Source organism: Stenotrophomonas africana, assembly GCF_013004645.1.
In the GTDB taxonomy this organism is placed as follows: Bacteria; Pseudomonadota; Gammaproteobacteria; order Xanthomonadales; family Xanthomonadaceae; genus Stenotrophomonas; species Stenotrophomonas africana.
The window spans coordinates 219047-241171 of record NZ_JABEME010000008.1 but is presented as its reverse complement, the minus strand read 5'-3'; the positions used below and the strand labels follow the sequence as shown (position 1 = coordinate 241171).

Here is a 22125-nt window from a genome sequence, read left to right as displayed (position 1 = left end):
CTTGGTCGACACGGTAGATCCACGCCATGCCTGGATGAATCTGCATCGGAATCGATTTTTCGATATCTGGGCGAAGCGCAGTCGAGCGTGGGCTCGGCTCTACAAAGAGCGGCCAGCCAAGCGCTTTTGCTTCTGCTTCTGCTTTTCTTCTTTCTTTTCCGTGGCGGACGCACTCGGAAATTGTCAGAGGCCGGGCGGGGTGGGTTCGCGGGGGTGTCCGCGGCATGGATGCCGCGGCCAAGCCCCCATGGACGGGTTCACGGCGTCCCCCGCGAAGCCCTCCCGCCCGGCCAAGCGCGGCTTTTGATGTTCACAGCCAACCAGCCGCCACGAGGGGCTGCGCCGTTCGCGGGAAACCTCAGTCGTCCGCAGAAACCGTCCGCCCCGACGCCCACGCCCGCAATGCTTCCACCTGCTCGGCCATCAGCACCGACAGCGGCCGCGTCGCGCGGATCTCGGTCATCAGCAGCTCGGTATCCAGCGGTCGGTCCTCGGCATGCGCCGCATACAGCCCGGCCACGATCGCCTGCTCGATTTCGGCGCCGGAGAATCCATTCGCGGCTGCTGCCAGCGCCGGCAGTGCGAAGTCATCGGCATTGAGCTGGCGCCGCCCCAGGTGCAGGCGCAACAGTTCCACGCGAACTTCAGGCGAGGGCAGGTCGACGAAGAAGATCTCGTCGAAGCGGCCCTTGCGCAGCAGTTCGGCAGGCAGCTCGTGCACCTGGTTGGCGGTGGCGACGATGAACACCGGCGCCTTGCGCTCGGCCATCCAGGTCAGCAGGTAACCGAGCACGCGGCGTGACACGCCGCCGTCCTCGCCACCCGTGGCCAGGCCCTTCTCGATCTCGTCCATCCACAGCACGCAGGGCGCCAGCTGCTCGGCCGAGGCCAGTGCCTGGCGCAGGTTCGCCTCGGTCTCGCCGTGGTATTTGTTGTACAGCGCGCCCACGTCCAGGCGCAGCAGTGGTACGCCGAAGCCGGCCGCGGTGGCCTTGGCCAGCATCGACTTGCCGCAGCCCTGCACGCCCAGCAGCAGCATGCCGCGTGGCGGGTCCAGCCCGGCCGGTGCCGAGCCGGCGATGAATGCGACCCGCCGCTGGTTGATCCAGCGCTTGAGCCGGTTGGCGCCGGCCACGTCGCCGAAGCGCGCGCTGTCGTGCTCGAAGAACAGGTGGCCGCTGCGATTGAGCAGCTCGAACTTCAGCCGCGCCAGCTGCGGCAGGTCGTCGTCGCGCAGTGCGCCGTCGGCGTAGATCAGCTGGCGCGCGATGCGCCGGGCATCGACCAGGCTCAGGCCCTGCAGGTTCTTCAGGATCTTCTTCACCGCTTCGCTGTCGACTTCCACCCGTCGGCCGCCATGCTCGCGTGCAAAGGCGTCGGCCTCCTCGCGCAGCATCTTCAGCAGGGCGTTGGCATCGGGCAGGCGTGGGTTGAAGCGTACCGCCAGTGCTTCCAGCTCCGCCGGCAGTTCCACCTTGGCGCCGATCAGCACCAGCACGTGCGGTTCGCTGTGGCGGCGCTGGATCAGGTCGCGCAGGGCGCGCTGGTGGCTGGCATAGCCCAGGTAGGGGTGGAAATCGAGCAGCAGGTAGACCCCGCGCTGCTCCGCCTGGCGGATCATCTGCAGGGCCGCACTGGCATCCGGCGGCCCGACTGGCGGGTCCTCGCTGTCCAGGTCGATCCGGCGCAGGCCTTCGGTGATCGACCAGCGGTGCAGCGCCCGCCACACGTGCATCAGCGTCTGCCGGAACAGTTCCACGATGCGACCCTCGTCCTGGGTCTCGATCACGATCAGGGGGGTATTGGCGCGGATCAGTGCGCTCAGGTCCTGCAGCTCGCTCATGCCGGTTCGATCCTTCGGGGGCGCCACGATAGCAAAGGCGATGGCCACAGGTTCAGCGCGATGCTACCTCCCGTCACCACCGCCGGTGTACGCTCGGGGCACGTACCCGGAAGCGAGGCTGGCATGAAGACGATCCTGGTGGCCGGTTCCAAGGGCGGGGTGGGCAAGACCACCGTCGCCACCCACCTGGCCGCGTACGCGGCATTGCAGGGCAAGGCCACGGTGATCGCCGATGCCGACCCGCAGGGCTCCAGCACCCGCTGGGCGCAACGACGTGCCGGGCTGGAAAGCGCGGTGCTCCCCATCGACGTGTATCGCAAGAAGCAGTGGGCGCAGAAGCTGCCCGACGGTACCGAAACCGTCATCATCGATGCGCCAGCCGGTGCGTTGGCCGACGATATCCCCCATTTCCTTGACGCTGCCGACGCGGTGGTGGTGCCGGTGCTGCCCTCGGCGCTGGATATCGAAGCCATCGTCGGCTTCCTCAACAGCCTGGCCCAGAACCCACGGGTGCACAGCCGCAAGCTGCCGGTAGGGCTGGTCCTGAACCGCACCAAGCCGTGGACCCAGACCTCGCAGCAGGCGCTGCAGATGCTGGCCGAATGGCCATACCCGGTGGTCGCGCAGCTGCGTGACAGCCAGAGCTACGTGGTCATGACCGGCCTTGGCCGCAGCCTGTTCGACTACCGCTCCGCCCAGGTGCGCGAACACCAGGCCGACTGGGAGCCGCTGCTGTCCTGGCTCAAGCTTTGATGCCTGCCTCACTCCTTCTGCTGCATCCTCCTCTTCATGGAAACCCGCGATGCGTGAACTGATCCTGCTGCGCCATGCCCATGCCGAACCGGCCACTCCCGGCCAGGCCGACCTTGACCGGCCGTTGTCGCCGGTCGGGCTGGCCGAAGCCGAAGCCGCCGGCAAGTGGCTGAAGGAAAACAATCTGCTGCCGGACTGCGTGCTGTGCTCGCCGGCGCGGCGCACCCGCGAGACCCTGGAGGCCGTGCTTGGCACCATCGGCTACGTGGAGAAGCGCCTGGAAGACCGCATCTACGAGGCCACCCCCGGCACCCTGGCGGCGCTGGTGGACGACCGCCGTGACCTCGACCGGGTGCTGATCGTCGGCCACAACCCGGGTCTGGAGCGCCTGGTGGCGTTGATGACCGAGGGCACCAGCAGCGACTATCGCGGCATGCCGCCGGCCGGTATCGCCGTGCTTGGCTTCCCGCGCGAGGCCTCGATCGAACCGGGCGTGGCCAGCCTGAACGCGTTCTGGTGGCCGTGATCCGATGAGCCTGGCGCGGCGGAGCCGCTTCCTGCTGCCCGCGCTGCTGGCCTTCGGTCCTGCCTGGGCTGCAGCACCTCCGCCCACCCCGTTGCCACCGGTGGCAGCCGAAGCCACGCGGATGCTGCGCCTGGATACCGTGCGCTCGCAGATCGGCTTCGAAGTGCGCACCCGCTTCGGGCAACGCATCGAAGGCGTGTTCCCGCACTTTGAAGGACGCATCGAGATCCTTTCCGATGGCCGCCACCAGGTGCACCTGAAGATGTTCACGCGCTCGGTCGAGATCCCCGGCAAGTCGCGTTACACCGGCTGGATGCGCGGCGAGGAGTTCTTCGATGCCGGCCGCCATCCGGTGGTCGAGTTCGACTCGCTGCCGTACTGGCCGGAGACCGTGGAGAACGGGGGCGATATCGATGGCCGCCTGACCCTGCGTGGGATCAGCCACCCCGAGAAGCTCAAGGTCGAGAAAGCGGATTGCGCCCGTCCCGGCTATGATTGCGATGTCGTCAGCCGCGGTACCGTGCAGCGAGGCCGGTATGGAATGGACAGCTGGCAGCTTGCCTTGAGTGACCGAGTGACCTTCGTATTGCGAGCGCGCCTGAGCGAGGCGCCGAAACCGTGAACCTCCTGCTGCGTGTACTGGCGCTGGCAACCGTGTTGCTGGGCAGCGGTTGTGCCTCGCTGTCGCATGCCGAGCGCGACCGGGCCGAAGCGATCGCGGTGCAGGCGCGCTCGACCGTGGTTGATTGCCAGCGCGCCGACCGTTGCGCGCAGGACTCGCCGCTGCGGGCCCTGGCCGGGCGGGCGTTCACCGAATCCACCCCGGAGCGACCGCGCCACTACGCAACCCTGCTGGATGAGGGCGAGGGCGCCCTGGTGGCACGCCTGAACCTGCTGCGCAGCGCTACCCGCAGCATCGACCTGCAGACCTATATCTTCGACAAGGACGACAGCGCCCGGCTGGTCATCGACGAACTGCTGGCCGCGTCCCGCCGCGGGGTGAAGGTGCGGGTGCTGATCGACCAGCTCTCGGCGATCTCCGACCTCGAGATCCTGGGGGCGCTGTCCGGTGCCCACCAGAACTTCCAGCTGCGGGTCTACAACCCGACCTTCGGCAAGGCCCGGCTGAACTACTTCGACTACGCCGGCAGCGTGCTGTGCTGCTTCCGCCGCTTCAACCAGCGCATGCACAACAAGCTGCTGGTGATCGACGACGCGATCGGTGTGGTCGGTGGTCGCAATTACCAGGACGACTATTACGACTGGGACCGCGAGTACAACTTCCGCGACCGCGACGTGCTGATTGCGGGGCCGGAGGCACGGGCGATGGCGGCCAACTTCGATGCCTTCTGGCGGGCTCACCGCAGCGTGCCGGCCGAACGCCTGAACGATGTGGGCCGCACTTTGCTGCGCGAGGGCGTACCGACGCTGCCGCCGGCCACCTTCCGGCGCCCGGAACGGGTGCAACGGGTCAGTGCCGAAGCCAACGACACCGAATTCGTCACCCGCTCCTTCGTCGATACCGCGCTGCCGGTGGCCTCCGTGCGCTATGTGGCGGATCTGCCGCGCAAGCATCGCCGCGAGAAGGCCGACGCACCCTTGGCTGGCCAGCATGTGACCGAGCCTCAGCTGGACGCGCTGATCGCCAGCGCGCAGAAGGAAGTGATCCTGCAGACGCCGTACCTGGTGCTGTCCAAGCCGGCGCAGAAGCTGTTCCGCGAGCTGCGCAAGCGTCCGCAGCCGCCGCGCGTGGTGGTGTCCAGCAACAGCCTGGCGGCCACCGACAACCCGATCGTGTATGCGCTGTCGTACAAGTACAAGCGGCGCAACATGCGCGAACTGGGCTTCAATATCTTCGAATACAAGCCGTTCCCGCTGGATGCGCCGGTCGACTACCGCAACCTGCTGCCCGACCCGATCGCCGCGCCCGAAGGCGAGGATGACAGCGGGCGCAATCCGTTGATCGGCGGCAGCGCCGCCGGCAGCAATGCGCGCGGTGGCAGCGATGGCGGCTCGGGCGCGATGGACAAGCACGGCCCGGTGAACCATCCGCGTACCGGCAGCGCCTACCAGAACGCCCGCGAACGCCGTCGTGCGGCCGGCAGCGAAGTGGAAACGCGGCTGCTGCGCACCGAGACGCGGCCGTCGTTCCTTGGCAGCAAGGCGGTCAACAAGCCACTGCCGGTCACCCGCAAGGGTGCGCGCATGGGCCTGCATGCCAAGTCGCTGGTGGTCGATCGCCGCATCGGCGTGGTCGGCACCCACAACTTCGATCCGCGCAGCGAGAACTACAACACCGAAGGCGCAGTGATCATCGACGATCCGGTCTTCGCCGAGCAGCTGGCCGAAAGCATCCTGCGCGACACCCACCCGCAGAACTCCTGGACGGTGGCCCCCCGCGCCAAACCGCCGGTGCTGTCGGGGCTCAACTACAGCGTCGGCAAGGCCTCCGAAGCGCTGCCGATTCTCGACTTCTGGCCGTGGCGTTACGCCACCGACTACGAATTCAAGCCCGGCCCGGACTGCCCGCAGCCGCTGCCCCGGCAGGACCCGGCATTCCACGACTGCTACGTCGCCGTCGGCGACTTCCCCGAAGTCAACGTCGGCCCGAAGTGGCTGCTGGTGCGCATGCTGACCGCGTTCGGCGCCGGCCTCGTTCCCATCCTCTGAAGGTGCCCGCATGACCCAGGTATTCCGCGAAGCCGTTTCCATCGAGCAGCTCAACGCGCTCAGCCGCAACACGGCCATCGAATCCCTGGGCATCGTTTTCAGTGCCGTCGGTGAGGACTGGCTGCAGGCCACCATGCCGGTGGACGAACGCACCCGCCAGCCGTACGGCATCCTGCACGGCGGCGCCTCGGTGGTGCTGGCCGAGACCCTGGGCAGCAGTGCCGGCAACCTGTGCGTGGATCCCGCAAAACAGATCTGCGTGGGGCTGGAAATCAACGCCAACCACGTGCGCGCCGTGCGTTCGGGTACGGTCACCGGCACCGCACGCGCGCTGCACGTGGGCCGTAGCACGCAGCTGTGGGAAATCCGCATCGAGGACGAGCAGGGCCGGCTGGTGTGCATCTCGCGGCTGACCCTGGCGGTGGTGGCCGCCGGCCACGGTTGAGTCCCCCGGCGGGGGCGTTGACGGCGGCAGAACCCAGCGTTCCCCGCCGATTGCCCCGGTCAAGGGCGGTTATGGCCTAAATCGGCTGGCAGCTGCTGCGGCGCTCCGGTATCGTGCGCGGATGACTTCCCCCACTCCGGCCCCCCGCGGCGGCTTGGCGCGTGTGTGCCGTTACCTGTACCGCGTACCGCTGCTGTTGGTCCACATCTCCGTGTTCCTGCCGCTCATCCTGATCGGCATGCTTCCGCCGTGGGGCGAACTGCGCGTGGGCGAGGATACGTTCGGGGCCAAGGTGGTGAACTGGTGGCAGGGCGGGCTGATGTGGATCTTCGGCTTCCGCCTGTCGCAGATCGGCAAGCCGCTGCCGGGCGCCGTGCTGTTTGTGGCCAACCATGTCAGCTGGGTGGATATCTCCATCCTGCACAGCCAGCGCATGATGGGCTTTGTCGCCAAGCGCGAGATCGCCAGTTGGCCGTTGGTTGGTTGGCTCGCCGCGCGCGGCCAGACCATCTTCCATCAGCGTGGCAATACCGAATCGCTCGGTGGGGTGATGCAGGTGATGGCGGAGCGCCTGCGCGCCGGCAAGGCGGTCGGTGTGTTTCCGGAAGGGCGCACCCGCGGCGGCCACGAAGTGGGGCCGTTCCATGCCCGCATCTTCCAGGCCGCGGTTGAAACCGGCGTGCCGGTGCAGCCGGTGGCGCTGGTGTACGGGGTGAAGGGCGACGCACAAACCATCGTCGCGTTCGGCCCGGGCGAGAGTTTCGCCGCCAATTTCCTGCGCCTGCTCGGTGAGCCGGCGCGGCATACCGAAGTGCATTTCCTGGAGCCGATCGGTACCCAGGACCTGGAAGGCCGTCGACGCATCGCGGAAACCTCGCGCGCGCGCATCGTGGCGGCCATGAGCACGCAGTGAGGGTGCGGTGGCCCTGATACCGCCACCCGTCCTGGACGCCGGTACGCCGACGCTGCATGCGGCTGACTATCAGCCGCCGCGCTGGCTGCGCAATCCGCACCTGCAGTCGATGCTCAGTTCCAGCCGCATGCGCCTGCAGCGTGGCCTGCTGCTGCTGGCCGCCACCGGTGCGGTCAGCGAGGAGCTGATCCTCGATGGCGGTGACGGCGTGCGCCTGCAGGGCTGGCACAGCCATGTCGAAGGTCGCCAGCCCAAGGGAATTGCCCTGCTGCTGCACGGGTGGGAAGGCAGTGCCGAATCCAGTTACATGCGCATGGCGGCCGCGCGCATGATCGAACAGGGTTTCGATGTGGTGCGGCTGAACTTCCGCGACCACGGCAACACCCACCATCTGAACCCCGGCATCTTCCACTCCAACCTGATCGATGAAGTGGTGCATGCCGCGGGCGATATCGCCCAGCGCTGGCCGCAGCTGCCGCTGGTGGCCGCCGGCTATTCGCTGGGTGGCAATTTCGTGCTGCGGCTGGCCCTGCGCGCGCCGGCCGCCGGCGTGCCGCTGCTGCGGGTGGCGTCGGTGTGCCCGGTGCTGGACCCGGCGCTGACGATGGACAGCATCGAGAACGGCCCGGCGATGTACGACTGGTACTTCCGTCGCAAGTGGGCCGGTTCGCTGCGCCGCAAGCGCGACCTGTTCCCTGAACTGAGCGACTGCGACGACCGCGTGCTGAAGCTGGACATCCGCGCGCTGACCGCGTGGCTGGTCGAGCGGCACACCAGCTTCGGCTCGCTGCAGGCCTATTTCGATGGCTATTCGATTGCCGGTGACCGCCTCTCCGCCCTGCAGGTGCCGGCTGACATCCTGATGGCGCAGGATGACCCGGTCATTCCCTATGCGACCTTCAGTGACTGGCAGCTGCCGCGCCAGGCGCGCCTGGAAACTGCCTGCTGGGGCGGCCACTGCGGATTCATCGAGAACTGGCGGGGTGACGGCTTCTCCGAGCGCTGGGTGGCGCAACGCCTGCAGCGGGTCCTGCAGGCCTGAACCGGCAGCGGCGCGCAGCCCGCTACAATGCCGGTTTGCACTTGAACCGGACTGCCATGCAAGACCAGATCATCCAAGCGTTGCGCCAGAACCAGGCCGACCAGGCCGTGCAGCTGGCCCAGGCGTGGACCCGTGACGAACCCGGCCGCGCCGACGCCCACCGCTGGCTGGCGCTTGCGCTGCAGCAGCAGGGCAATGCCGAAGCCGCGATGGAGGCATTGCAGCAGGCGCTGCGGCTGGCCCCGGACGACGCTCAGCTGCACCTGCAGCATGCCGGCCTGCTGCTGGCGCTGCGCCAGTTCGAAGGGGCCGACGAAGCACTGGTGCGCACCACCGGCCTCGATCCGAATTCCTTCTCCGCCTACCTGATGCAGGCGCACCTGGCGATCGGCCGCAACGATTTCGACGAAGCACAGCGCATCTCGACCCTGGCCTCGCGCGTGGAGCCGGAGCATCCGGAACTGCTGACCATCGACGGCATGGTCGCGCTGCGCCGTGGCGAAGCCGACCGCGCGCTGGCGCTGCTGTCGGCCGCCAGCAAGGCACTGCCGGACGATACCCGTGTGCTGTATGCACTGGGCTTCGCCTACCTGGGCAAGGACATGCTGGCGTTTGCCGAGCAGTCGTTCCGCCGCGTGCTGGAGCTGAATCCGTCGCTGTCCTCGCTGCATGGCCTGGTGGTGCAGCTGGCACTGCGCCAGGGCAACGTGCCGGCGGCGGCCGAAGCCGTGCAGGTCGCCCTGCGGCAGCCGGAGCTGGACGTGCCGGCGATGCGTCGCCTGGCCGGTGAACTGGCGCTGCGCAACGGCCAGCCGTTGCAGGCGCTGGACTACCTGCTGCCGCTGCTGGAAACGCAGCCGGAAGACCGCCAGGTGCTGCAGCTGCTGCTGATGTCCTGGCAGCGCCTGGGCCGCGAAGAAGAAGCACGCGCGCGCCTGGATGCGGTGCTGGACGCGCATGACCAGCTGCACGACGTGTGGCTGGCGCGCCTGGCCATCGAGCAGGTGGGCAGCGAAAGCGCGGTGGCTGCGGTCGAGCGCTGGATGGCAGCGATGCCGACGCATGTGCCGGCCCTGGAAGCGCGCCTGCGCCTGCATGACATGGCGGGTGAACACGCGCAGGCCGAAGCGATCGCCGAGCGCATCGTCAGCCTGGAACCGGGTCGCGTCAGCGGTGAATCCCGTCTGGTCGAGGGGCTGCTGCAGCGTGATCCCGCTGCGGCGGTTGCCCGTGTGCAGGCGCTGATCGAGCAGGCGCCGGAAGCGCATCGCGCCGATCTGCGGACCTGGATGGGCGAGATCCAGGACCGTGCCGGACAGCCACAGGAGGCGCTGCGCACGTGGATGTCGCTGCAGACCGACCAGGCCCCGCAGCGCCTGCCGTTGCCGCCACAGGCCAAGTCGCCGCCGAGCTGGCCCGACAAGGGCAGCATTGAAGGTGATGCCAGTTCCGCACCGATCTTCCTGTGGGGCGCCCCCGGTTCGGGCGTGGAGCGCGTGGCGACCGGCCTGGCGGCCGCCAGCCCTGTGCTGCGCAGCGACCGATATACCAACACCCCACCCGATGATGCGTTCCAGAACTACAACACGCTGCAGGACCTGGCCTCGGGCGTATTGACGCCGGAACGGCTGGTGCAGCGCTGGCGCGAACAGCTGCCGGCGCGTGGCCTGCAGAGCGACACCGTGATCGACTGGCTGCTGTGGTGGGACAACGCCCTGCTGTGGGCGCTGCGTCCGCAGCTGCCGCAGGGGCGCTTGGTGCTGGTGCTGCGTGATCCGCGCGACATGCTGCTGGACTGGGTGGCCTACGGCGCCGTCGCACCGCTGGCGATGACCTCGCTGGCCGAAGCCAGCGAATGGCTGACGCGCGCACTGACCCAGATCGCCACGCTGCACGAGGAAGACCTGTACCCGCACGTGCTGCTGCGCATCGACCAGATCGGCAATGATCCGCACGCGATGGCCGAACTGCTGGGCCGCCTGTTCGAGCGGCCGATGCCGCCGGCGGCACAGCTGGGCGCGCCGCGCCTGCCTGCAGGCCACTGGCGCAACTACCGCGACGTGATGAGCGCCGCCTTCGCCCAGCTCACCCCGGTTGCGGTGCGCCTGGGTTACCCGGAAGAGTGAGGAGAATGCAATGCAGCTGAGCAGCAACAGCCTGACCAACGGCGCACCGATCGACCGTGAGTTCGCCGCCGGTGATGCCGCTGGCTTCGCGCCCGACCGCAACCCGCACCTGGCCTGGAGCGGGGCGCCTGCCGGCACCCGTTCGTTCCTGCTGGTGTGCGTGGACCCGGACGTGCCGACGGTGCCGGAGACGGTCGGCCGCAATGACATGACCGTGCCGCGCGACCAGCCGCGTTGCGACTTCGTGCACTGGGTGATGGCCGATATCCCGGCCTCGGTGCAGGAGATTGCTGCTGGCAGCTGCAGCGATGGCTTCGTGGTGAAGGGCAAGCCCGCACCCGCGGGTCCGGCCGGCAGCCGCCAGGGCCTGAACGACTTCACCGGCTGGTTCGCCGGCAACCCGGACATGGCCGGTGACTACCTGGGCTACGACGGCCCGTATCCGCCGTTCAACGACGAGCGTGTGCACCGCTACTTCTTCCGGGTGTTTGCGCTGGACGTGGCCTCGTTGGAGCTTCCGGCACGCTTCACCGCCGCAGACGCGTATCGCGCCATGCACGGCCACGTGCTGGCCGAAGCGGCGCTGCACGGTACCTACACCTTGAACCCCGCATTGGCCTGAGCGGCAATGTGCTTCTGTAGAGCCGAGCCCATGCTCGGCTGCTTTTCCCGATAGACAGCAGCCGAGCATGGCTCGGCTCTACAACGCACAACGAAGAAGGGCGACCTCGCGGCCGCCCTTCAAGTGCCAGCCGACTGACAGTCGGCTCTACATCACTTCTCGATGGCCGACTCGACCACCATGTCCAGCACGTACGCCTGCGACGGCGCATCGGCCGGCGGGTTCTTCACCTCATAGCGCTTCACGCGCACCACGTTGCGCACGCCGTCTTCGTGGGTGTAGCCCTCGATGTTGCCGTAGAAGTTCTCGAACTTGCCCGGCTCACCCTGCTTCAGGCCCTTGTCGTCGAACTTGACCTCACGCACCTGCAGGCACTGGTAGTCCGGGATCAGCGGGTGCGAGCACTTCTCGGTCTTGGCGGCCACTTCCAGGAACACGGTTTCGCCGGCGCCACCGTAGCGGGTTTCAGCCGTCGGTTCCGGGGTGAAGACCAGCTTCTCGCCCTTGGCGTTGGTCAGGGTCAGCGTGCCATCGGCATCCTGCTCGGCCTTCAGCTTGCCCTGCAGGCGGCTCGACACGGCCTCGTCCAGCGCCATCAGCGCCTTGTCGGTGCAGGCCATCATGGTCGAGGCCATCGCACTGACGCTCAGCTTGCCAGCGTCGAAGGTATAGCCGCCGCCCATGCGGTTGCAGGTGTTGCTGACCGACAGGCGGCCATCAGCGAAGTCCAGGGTGACCGGCTTGTCTTCGCGGGCGAACAGCGCGTCGATGCGCTTGCCGTCGGCGGCGGTGGCCTGCTGCAGCAGCCAGTGCTGGCTCTGCAGGCGCTGCGCATCCAGGTGCGCCAGCGTCTGCTGGTCTGCTGCCTTGGCCGCGGCCGGGGCCACGTCGTCACCGCCGGTGCCGGCCGGTGCCGGGGTCTGGCTGCAGGCGGCCATCAGGGCCAGCGGGAGGAGCAGGGTGAGCTTGCGGTTCATGGTGATTCTCCTTGGGGAACCGTGGGGGAAACGGGGTGGGACCGGCAACGGGGTTACCGTGCCCTGGCGCTGTTCAGCTGCCGGACGGCAACCACAGCAGCAGTGCCGCACCCAGCGCGATGCGGTAGATGGCGAAGGCGGTGAACTTGTGCGACTTGATGTAGCCCATCAGCCACTTCACTACGACGAAGCCGGTGACGGCCGCGGCAAGGAAGGCCACGCCCACGTCGGTCCAGTTCTCGCTGCCCAGCTGCCCGGCCTTTGCCATTTCCAGGAAGGTGTAGGCGCTGGCGGCGAACATGGTCGGGATGCCGACCAGGAACACGAACTCGGCGGCGGCCGCGCGGCGGCTCAGGCCCAGCAGCATGGCCAGGAAGATCGCCGAGGCCGAGCGCGAGGTGCCGGGGAACACACCGGCCACCACCTGCGCCAGGCCGACGCCGATCGCCACCGTCCAGGTCACCTGGTCGCGGTCGGGCAGGCGCGCGGTGTAGGCCTCCACCAGCAGCATCCAGACGCCACCGATGATCAGCGCCCACGCCACCGGGCTGACCGTTTCCGGCAGCGACCAGCCGGCCTTGCGCACCACCAGGCCGACCACGGCGGTGACCAGGAAGGCCGCGCCCAGCTTGAACACGTACTCGCGGTTCTCACGCTGGTTGAAGCCGGTGGCCAGTTGCAGCAGGCGCTGGCGGAACACCAGTACCACCGCCACGATCGCACCGGCCTGGATGACGATGTTGAAGAAGTCCGAACGGGCACCCAGCCAGTGCTGGGCGATGAGCAGATGGCCGGTGCTGGAGATCGGCAGGAACTCGGTCAAGCCTTCGAGGATGCCCAGCAGCAGGGCGGAGAGCAGGTCGGACATGGACGGTGCGGGCACGCGCGGCAGGAAGGAAGAAGGTCGAGAGGATAGACGATCCCTGCTGCACCAAACGGGTGCGTCTGGTGGCGGGCGCACCTCATTGGTGCGCACCGATGTGCACCGGTCCGGGGCACTCTTTTTGAAATCAATGACTTGCGGGCTGTAAAAAGTTGGCACGGTCGTTGCTGTACCTCAGCAGGCATTCATCCCCATCCGAGGTCGTACCGATGTCCGTGGAAAACGTTGAGAAGCTGATCAAGGACAACCAGATCGAATTCGTCGATCTGCGTTTCGTGGATATGCGTGGCGTCGAGCAGCACGTCACCTTCCCGGTCAGCATCGTCGAGCCGTCGCTGTTTGAAGAAGGCAAGATGTTCGATGGCAGCTCGATCGCCGGCTGGAAGGGCATCAACGAATCGGACATGGTCCTGCTGCCCGACACCAGCAGCGCCTACGTCGACCCGTTCTACGCCGATCCGACCATCGTGATCAGCTGCGACATCCTCGACCCGGCCACCATGCAGCCGTATGGCCGTTGCCCGCGCGGCATCGCCAAGCGCGCCGAGGCCTACCTGAAGTCCTCCGGCATCGCCGAAACCGCGTTCTTCGGCCCGGAGCCGGAATTCTTCATCTTCGATTCGGTCCGTTTCGCCAATGAAATGGGCAACACCTTCTTCAAGGTCGATTCCGAAGAAGCCGCCTGGAACAGCGGCGCCAAGTACGACGGTGCCAACAGCGGCTACCGTCCGGGCGTGAAGGGCGGTTACTTCCCCGTTCCGCCGACCGACACCCTGCACGACCTGCGCGCCGAGATGTGCAAGACCCTGGAACAGGTCGGCATCGAAGTGGAAGTGCAGCACCACGAAGTGGCCACCGCCGGCCAGTGCGAGATCGGCACCAAGTTCAGCACCCTGGTGCAGAAGGCCGACGAACTGCTGCGCATGAAGTACGTGATCAAGAACGTCGCGCACCGCAACGGCAAGACCGTCACCTTCATGCCCAAGCCGATCGTCGGCGACAACGGCAGCGGCATGCACGTGCACCAGTCGCTGTCCAAGGGCGGCACCAACCTGTTCTCCGGTGACGGCTACGGCGGCCTGAGCCAGCTGGCGCTGTGGTACATCGGCGGCATCTTCAAGCACGCCAAGGCCATCAATGCCTTTGCCAACTCGGGCACCAACAGCTACAAGCGCCTGGTGCCGGGCTTCGAAGCGCCGGTGATGCTGGCCTATTCGGCCCGCAACCGTTCGGCGTCGTGCCGCATTCCGTGGGTCTCCAACCCGAAGGCACGCCGCATCGAAATGCGCTTCCCGGACCCGATCCAGTCCGGCTACCTCACCTTCACCGCGCTGATGATGGCCGGCCTGGACGGCATCAAGAACCAGATCGACCCGGGCGCACCGAGCGACAAGGACCTGTACGACCTGCCGCCGGAAGAAGAGAAGCTGATCCCGCAGGTCTGCTCCTCGCTGGACCAGGCGCTGGAAGCGCTGGACAAGGATCGCGAATTCCTGAAGGCCGGTGGCGTGATGAGCGATGACTTCATCGACGGCTACATCGCGCTGAAGATGCAGGAAGTGACCAAGTTCCGCGCGGCCACCCACCCGCTGGAATACCAGCTGTACTACGCCAGCTGACCGGTGGCGATGGCGGTGGGCTTCCCCCTCCCACCCGCCGCCATCGCTTCCGTTTTCGCGGCTGGGGAGCCGCAAGGCGGGCGCAGGCCCGCCGTTGTAGAGCGGACTGTCAGTCCGCTGCATTGGAACGCGGGCCTTTGGCCCGCTTATCCAGGGGCAAGAGAGAGACCGGATACGCGACCAGGGCCGCCCTCCCTCCCGCGTCGGTCGTGCAAGGAGAGAGGCACGGCCGTCCCGGCCCTGTACGTGTCCGGTGCAACAGCCACGGTCATCATCCTGATGACCCGTGGTTGCCTGATGCCAACGCGCGCTGGCGCGCTGGCCCCATCCACCATCGGGACATGCGCATGAAACTGATCTCCGCCATCATCCGACCGTTCAAGCTCGACGAGGTCCGCGAGGCCCTGTCCGATGCAGGCGTGTCGGGTATCACCGTGACCGAAGTGAAAGGTTTCGGTCGCCAGAAGGGCCACACCGAGCTGTACCGCGGCGCCGAGTACGTCGTCGATTTCCTGCCCAAGATCAAGATCGAAACCGTGGTCACCGACGAGCGTGCCGACGCGGTGATCGAAGCGATCCAGTCGTCGGCAGGCACCGGCAAGATCGGTGACGGCAAGATTTTCGTCACCGCCGTCGAACAGGTCATCCGCATCCGCACCGGCGAAATCGGTGCCGACGCGCTGTAACCCCCTTCCGGAGACTCCCCCAATGAAGATGCGCCTTCTCACCGGGTGGCAGGCCCGGTTCCATCTGGTGTGCCTGTTGATGCTGCTCAGCGCGCTGGCCGCCGGTGCCTGGCCGGGCAATGCCCATGCCCAGGCGCAGGTCTCGCCGTTGCCGAGCGAAAGTGTGGCCGTTGAACCACTGCAGGATCCGGTTGCCGCAGCCGCTGCGCCGGCCGTGGCCGAAGCGGCCGCCGCCTATGATCGTGGCGACGTCGCCTGGATGCTCACTTCCACCCTGCTGGTGCTGCTGATGGTGGTGCCGGGCCTGGCCCTGTTCTACGGCGGCCTGGTGCGTTCGAAGAACGTGCTGTCGGTACTCAGCCAGATCCTGGTGGTGTTCTCGCTGGTGTTGCTGCTGTGGGTGGCCTACGGCTACAGCGCGGTGTTCAGCGCGGGCAATCCGTTCTTCGGCTCGTTCACCGAATTCGCCTTCCTCAAGGGCTTCACCCCCGACTCGGTGGGCAACACGCCGATCAAGGGCCTGCCGGACTATCTGTTCGTCGCGTTCCAGTCGACCTTCGCCGGCATCACCACCGCGCTGATCGTCGGCGCGTTCGCCGAGCGCATCAAGTTCCGCGCGGTGCTGCTGTTCTCGGCACTGTGGTTCACCCTCAGCTACATCCCGATGGCGCACATCGTCTGGGGTGGCGGTTACCTGGGCGAACTGGGTGCGATCGACTTCGCCGGTGGCACCGTGGTCCACATCAACGCCGGTGTGGCTGGCCTGGTGGCCGCATGGTTCGTCGGCAAGCGCCTGGGCTACGGCCAGACCGCGCTGAAGCCGCACAACGTGCCGTTCACCTACATCGGCGCGATGCTGCTGTGGGTCGGCTGGTTCGGCTTCAATGCCGGCTCCGCCGCCGCCGCTGATACGGTGGCCTCGCTGGCCTTCCTCAACACCGTGCTGGCCACCGCTGCCGCCGTACTCGGCTGGACACTGGTGGAGGCGATCGGCAAGGGCAAGCCGTCGGCGCTGGGCGCGGCCTCGGGTGCGGTGGCCGGCCTGGTCGGCATCACCCCGGCCTGCGGCACCGTCGGCCCGCTGGGCGCGATCGTCATCGGCTTGGTCGCCGGCGTGGTCTGCGTCTGGGGCGTGACCGGTCTCAAGCGCCTGTTGAAGGTGGACGACACCGCCGACGTGTTCGGTGTGCATGGTGTCGGCGGCATCGTCGGCGCGATCCTCACTGGCGTGTTCAGTGCGCAGTCGCTGGGCGGCACCAAGGCCGATCTGGATATCGCGCACCAGGTCTGGGTGCAGGTGGTCAGCGTCGGGCTGACCGTGGTCTGGTCGGCGGTGGTGACCACGCTGATCCTGCTGGTGGTGCGCAGCGTGGTCGGCCTGCGCGTGACCGAAGAGGCCGAACGTACCGGCCTGGATGTGACTTCGCACGGCGAATCGGCCTACGAGGCCTGAAGTAGCGGCGGAGCTGCTGCATTGATGTTGTGGGTGCCGACCGTTGGTCGGCACTTCTACTGGTGGGTGCCAGGATCGCCTGGCACTGCTCCTGCTCCTGCTCCTGCTCGGGTGGGTGCCGACCGTCGGTCGGCACAGCGGGTAGCCCATCCACGCATGGCGTGGATCTGCCGCATCCTCTCTGGTGGGTGCCAGGCTTGCTCGGCACCGTGGCATGCATCATCAGGCGCGATCGCGCACAATCAGGCCATGCACCCGATCCGCACCGCCCTGATGCTCTCGGCCTGCCTGCTGCTGGCCGCTTGCGCCTCCACGCCGCAGGAAACCCGCAACCCGCTTGCCACCTGGGTGCCTTCACCCAACCAGAACGCACGCACGCCGGTCATCATCGTCATCCACCACACCGAGCAGAAATCGGTACAGCAGAGCCTGCATACGCTGCGTACCGCCAACAGCGGTGGGCCAGTCAGTGCACACTACCTGATCGGTGCCGATGGCCATCGCTACCAGCTGGTCGCCGACGAGCGGCGTGCCTGGCATGCAGGTGCCGGGCGCTGGGGCACCATCACCGATCTCAATTCAGCCTCGATCGGCATCGAGCTCGACAACGATGGCCGCAGCCCGTTCAGTGCGGCGCAGATCGAATCGCTGATCGTGCTGCTGCGCGATCTCACCACCCGCCTCAACATTCCGCCGCGCCAGGTGATCGGCCATGCCGACCTGGCGCCGACGCGCAAGCAGGATCCGAGCCGGTTCTTCCCCTGGCAGCAGCTGGCCGAGGCCGGTTTCGGCATCTGGCCGCGTGCGGCCGATGGTGCTGCGCCGGGAGGTTTCGATGCCTGGAATGCACTGGCCCGTTTCGGCTATCCGCTGGACAACCGCGAAGCCACCGTCGCCGCCTTCCACCGCCGTTTCCGTGGCCGCGATGACCTGCCGAAGACGCTGGATGCCGAAGACGCCCGCATCCTGCACTCACTGCTGCTGCAGATGCCGTGACCCGGCGCATGAACGCTTGACCCCACGCTGGGTTGCCGCCCAGCGGCCGGGCCGCCACCATGGCGGCATGATCGATTCCACCACCTTCTTCAAGCGCAGGCACTGGACCCTGTTGGCAGCGGCCGTGCTCGCCGGCTGCTCAACCACCGCTCCCCGCACCGGATCCGAAGTGCCGACGCCGGCCACACCGCCAGCGGCCACCTACGCCAAGGCTGCATGGAGCGCATTGCCGCCCGTTTCCGACAGCGATCTGCAGGCCGGCTTCGTTGCCTGGCGCAGCAGCTGCACGCGCCTGAAGAACGATGCGGTCTGGGCCAGACCCTGCGCCACCGCCGCGACGGTGGTGGACAAGGACCCGGCCGCGATCCGCCAGTTCCTGCAGCGCGACCTCGATGTCTACGCACTGCGTGCCGGCGGCCACCAGGCCGACGGGCTGATCACCGGCTACTACGAGCCGATCTACGCCGGCAGCCTGACCCGCACCGAGAAGGCGACGGTGCCGGTCTATGGCACGCCGGATGATCTGGTGGTTGTGCAGCTGGAGAGCCTCTATCCGGAACTGAAGGGCAAGCGCCTGCGCGGGCGCGTCGAAGGCAAAGTGCTCAAGCCCTATGACGACGCCGGTACCATCGCGGCCAAGGGCGCCAAGGCGCCGGTGCTGGCCTGGCTGACCGATCCGATGGACCTGCAGCTGCTGCAGATCCAAGGGTCGGGTCGTGTGCGCCTGGGCGATGGCAAGCAGGTGCGCCTGGCCTATGCCGAACAGAACGGCCACCCCTACCGCGCGATCGGACGCTGGCTGGTGGACCAGGGCCAGCTGAAGAAGGAAGACGTCACCATGGACGCGATCCGCGCGTGGGCCCGGGCCAATCCCGCGCGCGTGCCGGAACTGCTGCGCAGCAATCCCAGCTACGTGTTCTTCGTGCGCAATCCGGACAGCCCGGAGGGGCCGCGCGGTTCACTGAACGTGCCACTCACCGCCGGTTACAGCGTGGCGGTGGACCGCACCGTGGTCCCGCTGGGCAGCCTGCTGTGGCTGTCCACCACGCGCCCGGACGGCAGCCCGGTGGTGCGCCCGGTGGCCGCACAGGACACCGGCGGTGCGATTGCCGGTGAAGTGCGCGCCGACCTGTACTGGGGCAGCGGCGATGCCGCCGGCAAGCTGGCCGGCGACATGAAGCAGAAGGGCAATATCTGGATGCTGTGGCCGAAGGGCGTGGCGTTGCCGGTGCCGGCCCAATGAAGCGCTCTCCTGCGTGCAGCCAGGTCGGGCGATAATGGCGTCATTCCGAACTTTCCGGCCGCGCCTGCGGCCAGGACCCCTGCAATGACCTACGCAAAGCACAACGCAAAACCCGGCACGAAATCCGCCGCAAAGAAGTACTACAAGCACTGGGCCGAATCGGGCCTCGGCAAGGGCAACGTGCTGATGGAAGCCCGCGGCGAGAAGATCGTGCGCCAGGTGGAAATCTACGGCACCAAGATGGTCTGGGCCGACGAGCATGCCCACAGCGATGACCGCTTCCTGCTGGCCGACCAGCCGGTGTCGTTCCTGGATTTCGACGAGGACGACGAAATCTCCGCGCGCGAATTCGAAAGCGCCTGGAAGAAGGCCCGGGAAGCCACCGGCTACCCGGTGTAACGCTGCCCGGCCGGGGTCAGAGCCCTTTTGATCCCATCACCAAAGTAGGTGCCCACCGGAACCCCATAGTCTGTGCAGACTGTCAGGGCTTGGAACGTGCTTTGCCCATCTTTGAGCGGCGAAGATTGTGTGGCGCCAGGCACGCGAGCCTAGCCCGCAGCAGCAGACAATGGTCCAGAACCATTGCGTCAATGGGAGGCGGCCGCGCCCGCCAGCCTAAACAAAAATGTTTACCTTTTCTAAATAAATATATTTACTTTAGGCTTGAGGAACGATAGGCTCTAGCACCCCCGCAGATGTGAGTGAGCACAGACATGCCTCCTAAAACCCCAAGTTCTAACGAACCACTCGAGTTGATGATGAGCGTGGTGGTCGATGGCTTTCAGCGCGTTGCCGACTCAATGCACGAGATCAAAGCTGAACAGGCCAAGCTATCGGACATCCAGAAGCAACAAAGCAAAGCGGCCTATCATGCCTTCACGGGCTGCGGGAAGGCTCGATACGTCGGCATGCTCGTCGAAATCGAGTCCCAGACTAATCCTAGAGGTGCGCGCGCACGAGTGGCCCAGACTCTGGATCTCACCCCCGCTCGCATCACGCAGCTACTTAACTCTGACAAAAACCGCAAGAACGGCAAGTGACCTTTCGAGCTAGCTGATATCGCCTGCATGGCCGGCCACGACGGCGGCCAGGTACGAGCCGATTGGCTAAGCAGCTGGACGCCCCAAATTGCCGTGTGCCGTAGGCAAACCGCGACTTCACCGCGTACAGCTCTGCGGGAAAGAAAACGCCACCCGTGGGTGGCGCTGAATCATGGTGGGATCCTGTCGTGGGAGTTAGGTGGCCGGGCTAGGCCCTGCGACCTGTGCGCTTAGGAGGCAAAGGCAGCGGGTGGCTTGGTCTTGGCAGACTTTGCGCGGACCTTCTTGACGGTTGGAGCCTTGCCCTTCGCGGCAGGCTTAGTCTCGGCCTTCGGACCCCAGATCGGCTTAGGCAACCAGCCGGTGCCGGCCAGCCGCTTTTCGGCTTCGGCAGCGAGCACACCCTTCTTCATCGCGAGCAAACCTTCCTTGTTCGCGTTGCCATTGACCTGCTTGGCCTCGGTCAACGCCGCGACAACGAACGGCTTGGAGATCCGGCCCAAGTAGTTGTCGGCAGTCGGCTGGAAGTGATCAGCCATATCGAAGTCAACGGCACCCAGCAGCTTCGCGATCAGGCCCTTGTGATCGGAACTGAGACTTACCGACAGAGCAACACCCACCGCAAATTTGCCCAGCCAATTGCCCGCGCTGAGCGAGCACTACGCATTCTCGAATCCTATTCCGAGCATGAGCAGGTGGTCGTGTTTAGCCACGGCCAATTGATGCAGGCAATGCGCTGGATTCACGAGAACAAGGCTCCTTCGATGGTAATTCCCGCAGCGATGGGCGCATTTCGAAAGCCGTATTTGGATCAGTCTATAGCCCATTGCCAGAGGGTATTTTTCGAATAGAAGGCGATCGCGGATACTAGCCGACCTTCCGGCCCCGCCCTCGGCCGCAGCAGATCTTTGGCCTCGTCAGCGCAGAAGACTACCCGTTGCGCGCGAACAGCAAAGGCCGTTGATGAGGCGCGCACTTTTGGTATCGGTAGGAGATGATTGGGCTTACAGGCTCTGGGATGTGAACGCCACGCCTTTCAGCAGCACGCCTCATCAAGTAGGAGGGCTCGTGGACGTCGTTCCGGATCTGATCCCAGATCACGTCGTCATTCACGTGAATTGGAAAGCTGGTGTCCGGCAGCAGGCGAAGAAGTTGCTTCGTCTGTGCGATCAACTCATGGGCGTATGGACGCACTCTGGGATCTCTGCATGCTCCAGACAGTGCTCGAATCATGTGGCTTGCCGCATACCACTGGCGATCAGCCAACCGCTGCAAGTAGAACAGGCGATACGCGCAGGCGAGCATGAGAAAGCCATAGATGTCACCTCGTTGATAAAGACCATCCAGGTCATATGCCATCACCGGCACGCGGTTCTCATCAGTGCTGGCCGTGTCGCCTGGGAATGAATAGCGCACCCCGAGCAGCCCGGCGCTGGATGTAAATAGGCGATTCCAGCCAACAACCGTCCTCATATCCCACTCTCGATGGCTGAGGGCTGCAAAGGGCCACTTAAGCACCGCCTCAAGTTGGGGGTACTGCAAGGCAAGGTGCTTGCGCCGCCTCAGTGATAGTGATCGCAGTCCCTGCCGATATGCACTGAACTCATCGCTGCGCATCATCAACGCACCATCTAGGCTCTGGCGCCGAAGAACATAGCGTGCCCTCAACTCTTCCTCCCCGCCTTCCACCAGAGACCATGCATTCCAGAGAATCCTGGAGTGCAGCCTGTCCGATGCATCAGAGGCAGGACGACCCAAATTGGAGCACTGTAACGCTTGGAGTACTTGGCAAGCTTCGTGCAACTCCCCCATCGGAAACCTCCAAAAAAAGTAGACGTTGGAAGGGTAGTTCTGCTGGATGAAAAGCCTACGGTAGAGCGCTAGGGTTACTTGGAACCTAGCATCACTGGAGCGTACGTGAGCCTACCAAGTAAAGAGCCGGATGCATTGTCTGTGGCTTGGGTGGCGCAAACCTATGGCGGGCTGGTGCCGGCCAAAGACCTGTCGCGACTGCTCGGCTTCAATAGCCCGGCAGCACTTAGGCGGGCAAGCGCCACAGGTCGTTTGCCAGTGACGCTGTTTCGTCCACAAGGTCGTCGCGGGTGGTTCGCTCACGCCGCCGATGTCAGCGCATACCTTCGATCTCAGGCACCTCAATCTCTGAGGGAGGCAGGCAGCCCATGACCTAGCCCAATCTGAACTTCCCTTGCTGGAAGTTGGAAAGAAAAAACCCGTGAGGTAGGACTCACGGGTTCTCAGGTCGGCGACTTTGCAGGTCTTGCCGATAC

The 22125-nt window shown here is 66.0% G+C and carries 22 protein-coding genes; 17 read left to right on the top strand and 5 right to left on the bottom strand.

The genetic code is table 11. The annotated features are described in order from the left end of the window. Window positions 1–358: 358 nt before the first annotated feature. Window positions 359–1843 carry an AAA family ATPase gene (locus HLA98_RS15425; RefSeq protein ID WP_129550601.1) on the bottom strand — a complete coding sequence of 495 codons (1485 nt, stop codon included), beginning with the start codon at window positions 1841–1843 and terminating at the stop codon, window positions 359–361. 123 nt (window positions 1844–1966) lie between these two features. Here HLA98_RS15425 and HLA98_RS15420 point away from each other — a divergent pair, with 123 nt between their 5' ends. The 9 genes from HLA98_RS15420 (at window position 1967) to HLA98_RS15380 (ending at window position 10940) form a co-directional block, all read left to right on the top strand. Then, window positions 1967–2596, top strand: a complete 630-nt coding sequence (locus tag HLA98_RS15420; RefSeq protein ID WP_049446080.1) for a ParA family protein — start codon at window positions 1967–1969, stop codon at window positions 2594–2596. 49 nt (window positions 2597–2645) lie between these two features. Continuing rightward, window positions 2646–3122: a SixA phosphatase family protein gene (locus tag HLA98_RS15415; RefSeq protein WP_005407539.1), complete on the top strand. Its 477-nt coding sequence runs from the start codon at window positions 2646–2648 to the stop codon at window positions 3120–3122. A 4-nt stretch (window positions 3123–3126) separates the two neighbouring features. Further along, on the top strand, window positions 3127–3744 hold the full coding sequence (locus tag HLA98_RS15410; protein ID WP_057501343.1) for a YceI family protein: 618 nt from the start codon (window positions 3127–3129) through the stop codon (window positions 3742–3744). Further along, complete coding sequence (locus tag HLA98_RS15405) at window positions 3741–5792, top strand: phospholipase D family protein (RefSeq protein WP_057501342.1); 2052 nt, start codon at window positions 3741–3743, stop codon at window positions 5790–5792. The genes HLA98_RS15410 and HLA98_RS15405 overlap by 4 nt, the downstream gene beginning before the upstream one ends. A gap of 10 nt (window positions 5793–5802) precedes the next feature. After that, a complete protein-coding gene (locus HLA98_RS15400; protein ID WP_057501341.1) occupies window positions 5803–6237 on the top strand; it encodes a hotdog fold thioesterase in 435 nt (144 codons plus the stop codon). 121 nt (window positions 6238–6358) lie between these two features. Continuing rightward, window positions 6359–7150 (top strand): lysophospholipid acyltransferase family protein, encoded by a 792-nt coding sequence (locus HLA98_RS15395; RefSeq protein ID WP_057501340.1) that lies wholly within the window; start codon window positions 6359–6361, stop codon window positions 7148–7150. A gap of 7 nt (window positions 7151–7157) precedes the next feature. After that, a complete protein-coding gene (locus HLA98_RS15390; RefSeq protein ID WP_080354832.1) occupies window positions 7158–8192 on the top strand; it encodes a YheT family hydrolase in 1035 nt (344 codons plus the stop codon). A 56-nt stretch (window positions 8193–8248) separates the two neighbouring features. Beyond that, window positions 8249–10318: a tetratricopeptide repeat protein gene (locus tag HLA98_RS15385; protein ID WP_057501339.1), complete on the top strand. Its 2070-nt coding sequence runs from the start codon at window positions 8249–8251 to the stop codon at window positions 10316–10318. Between the two features lie 10 nt (window positions 10319–10328). Further along, on the top strand, window positions 10329–10940 hold the full coding sequence (locus HLA98_RS15380; RefSeq protein ID WP_049446090.1) for a YbhB/YbcL family Raf kinase inhibitor-like protein: 612 nt from the start codon (window positions 10329–10331) through the stop codon (window positions 10938–10940). Between the two features lie 152 nt (window positions 10941–11092). Here HLA98_RS15380 and HLA98_RS15375 read toward each other — a convergent pair whose 3' ends face one another. Together HLA98_RS15375 and HLA98_RS15370 are read right to left on the bottom strand one after the other, a co-directional pair. Next, window positions 11093–11917, bottom strand: a complete 825-nt coding sequence (locus tag HLA98_RS15375; protein ID WP_057501338.1) for an META and DUF4377 domain-containing protein — start codon at window positions 11915–11917, stop codon at window positions 11093–11095. A 73-nt stretch (window positions 11918–11990) separates the two neighbouring features. After that, on the bottom strand, window positions 11991–12785 hold the full coding sequence (locus HLA98_RS15370; protein ID WP_057501337.1) for an undecaprenyl-diphosphate phosphatase: 795 nt from the start codon (window positions 12783–12785) through the stop codon (window positions 11991–11993). A gap of 224 nt (window positions 12786–13009) precedes the next feature. Between HLA98_RS15370 and glnA the strand changes: the two genes are divergently transcribed. The 7 genes from glnA (at window position 13010) to HLA98_RS15335 (ending at window position 19837) form a co-directional block, all read left to right on the top strand. Next, window positions 13010–14419, top strand: coding sequence for a type I glutamate--ammonia ligase (gene glnA / locus HLA98_RS15365; protein ID WP_049446096.1), 1410 nt, complete (start codon window positions 13010–13012; stop codon window positions 14417–14419). Between the two features lie 347 nt (window positions 14420–14766). Further along, complete coding sequence (locus HLA98_RS15360; RefSeq protein ID WP_004134334.1) at window positions 14767–15105, top strand: P-II family nitrogen regulator; 339 nt, start codon at window positions 14767–14769, stop codon at window positions 15103–15105. Between the two features lie 22 nt (window positions 15106–15127). Continuing rightward, window positions 15128–16558, top strand: a complete 1431-nt coding sequence (locus HLA98_RS15355; RefSeq protein WP_049446098.1) for an ammonium transporter — start codon at window positions 15128–15130, stop codon at window positions 16556–16558. A gap of 249 nt (window positions 16559–16807) precedes the next feature. Beyond that, window positions 16808–17554 (top strand): N-acetylmuramoyl-L-alanine amidase, encoded by a 747-nt coding sequence (locus tag HLA98_RS15350; protein WP_057501336.1) that lies wholly within the window; start codon window positions 16808–16810, stop codon window positions 17552–17554. Window positions 17555–17621: 67 nt separating this feature from the next. Then, entirely contained in the window at window positions 17622–18797 is a 1176-nt protein-coding gene (mltA, locus tag HLA98_RS15345; RefSeq protein WP_057501347.1) for a murein transglycosylase A, read from the top strand. Window positions 18798–18881: 84 nt separating this feature from the next. Next, on the top strand, window positions 18882–19196 hold the full coding sequence (locus HLA98_RS15340; RefSeq protein WP_049446104.1) for a hypothetical protein: 315 nt from the start codon (window positions 18882–18884) through the stop codon (window positions 19194–19196). A gap of 359 nt (window positions 19197–19555) precedes the next feature. After that, window positions 19556–19837, top strand: a complete 282-nt coding sequence (locus HLA98_RS15335; RefSeq protein ID WP_129550600.1) for a hypothetical protein — start codon at window positions 19556–19558, stop codon at window positions 19835–19837. A gap of 230 nt (window positions 19838–20067) precedes the next feature. Here HLA98_RS15335 and HLA98_RS15330 read toward each other — a convergent pair whose 3' ends face one another. Further along, a complete protein-coding gene (locus HLA98_RS15330; RefSeq protein ID WP_129550599.1) occupies window positions 20068–20376 on the bottom strand; it encodes a hypothetical protein in 309 nt (102 codons plus the stop codon). On the opposite strand from HLA98_RS15330, the gene HLA98_RS15325 reads away from it, so the two are divergent. Beyond that, the gene (locus tag HLA98_RS15325) at window positions 20365–20688 is read left to right on the top strand and encodes a hypothetical protein (protein ID WP_129550598.1); all 324 of its coding nucleotides are present in this window, start codon (window positions 20365–20367) and stop codon (window positions 20686–20688) included. The two genes, HLA98_RS15330 and HLA98_RS15325, sit on opposite strands and share 12 nt — an antisense overlap. Window positions 20689–20767: 79 nt before the next feature. Here HLA98_RS15325 and HLA98_RS15320 read toward each other — a convergent pair whose 3' ends face one another. Beyond that, a complete protein-coding gene (locus HLA98_RS15320; protein WP_129550597.1) occupies window positions 20768–21457 on the bottom strand; it encodes a hypothetical protein in 690 nt (229 codons plus the stop codon). Window positions 21458–22125: the final 668 nt, after the last annotated feature.

Bases quoted from the DNA above. Each gene is read 5' to 3' on its own strand.
- HLA98_RS15425 (WP_129550601.1), bottom strand. From the start codon at position 1,843: ATGAGCGAGCTGCAGGACCTGAGCGCACTGATCCGCGCCAATACCCCC.
- HLA98_RS15420 (WP_049446080.1), top strand. From the start codon at position 1,967: ATGAAGACGATCCTGGTGGCCGGTTCCAAGGGCGGGGTGGGCAAGACC.
- HLA98_RS15415 (WP_005407539.1), top strand. From the start codon at position 2,646: ATGCGTGAACTGATCCTGCTGCGCCATGCCCATGCCGAACCGGCCACT.
- HLA98_RS15410 (WP_057501343.1), top strand. From the start codon at position 3,127: ATGAGCCTGGCGCGGCGGAGCCGCTTCCTGCTGCCCGCGCTGCTGGCC.
- HLA98_RS15400 (WP_057501341.1), top strand. From the start codon at position 5,803: ATGACCCAGGTATTCCGCGAAGCCGTTTCCATCGAGCAGCTCAACGCG.
- HLA98_RS15395 (WP_057501340.1), top strand. From the start codon at position 6,359: ATGACTTCCCCCACTCCGGCCCCCCGCGGCGGCTTGGCGCGTGTGTGC.
- HLA98_RS15385 (WP_057501339.1), top strand. From the start codon at position 8,249: ATGCAAGACCAGATCATCCAAGCGTTGCGCCAGAACCAGGCCGACCAG.
- HLA98_RS15380 (WP_049446090.1), top strand. From the start codon at position 10,329: ATGCAGCTGAGCAGCAACAGCCTGACCAACGGCGCACCGATCGACCGT.
- HLA98_RS15375 (WP_057501338.1), bottom strand. From the start codon at position 11,917: ATGAACCGCAAGCTCACCCTGCTCCTCCCGCTGGCCCTGATGGCCGCC.
- HLA98_RS15370 (WP_057501337.1), bottom strand. From the start codon at position 12,785: ATGTCCGACCTGCTCTCCGCCCTGCTGCTGGGCATCCTCGAAGGCTTG.
- glnA (WP_049446096.1), top strand. From the start codon at position 13,010: ATGTCCGTGGAAAACGTTGAGAAGCTGATCAAGGACAACCAGATCGAA.
- HLA98_RS15360 (WP_004134334.1), top strand. From the start codon at position 14,767: ATGAAACTGATCTCCGCCATCATCCGACCGTTCAAGCTCGACGAGGTC.
- HLA98_RS15355 (WP_049446098.1), top strand. From the start codon at position 15,128: ATGAAGATGCGCCTTCTCACCGGGTGGCAGGCCCGGTTCCATCTGGTG.
- HLA98_RS15350 (WP_057501336.1), top strand. From the start codon at position 16,808: ATGCACCCGATCCGCACCGCCCTGATGCTCTCGGCCTGCCTGCTGCTG.
- mltA (WP_057501347.1), top strand. From the start codon at position 17,622: ATGATCGATTCCACCACCTTCTTCAAGCGCAGGCACTGGACCCTGTTG.
- HLA98_RS15340 (WP_049446104.1), top strand. From the start codon at position 18,882: ATGACCTACGCAAAGCACAACGCAAAACCCGGCACGAAATCCGCCGCA.
- HLA98_RS15335 (WP_129550600.1), top strand. From the start codon at position 19,556: ATGAGCGTGGTGGTCGATGGCTTTCAGCGCGTTGCCGACTCAATGCAC.
- HLA98_RS15330 (WP_129550599.1), bottom strand. From the start codon at position 20,376: ATGGCTGATCACTTCCAGCCGACTGCCGACAACTACTTGGGCCGGATC.
- HLA98_RS15320 (WP_129550597.1), bottom strand. From the start codon at position 21,457: ATGATGCGCAGCGATGAGTTCAGTGCATATCGGCAGGGACTGCGATCA.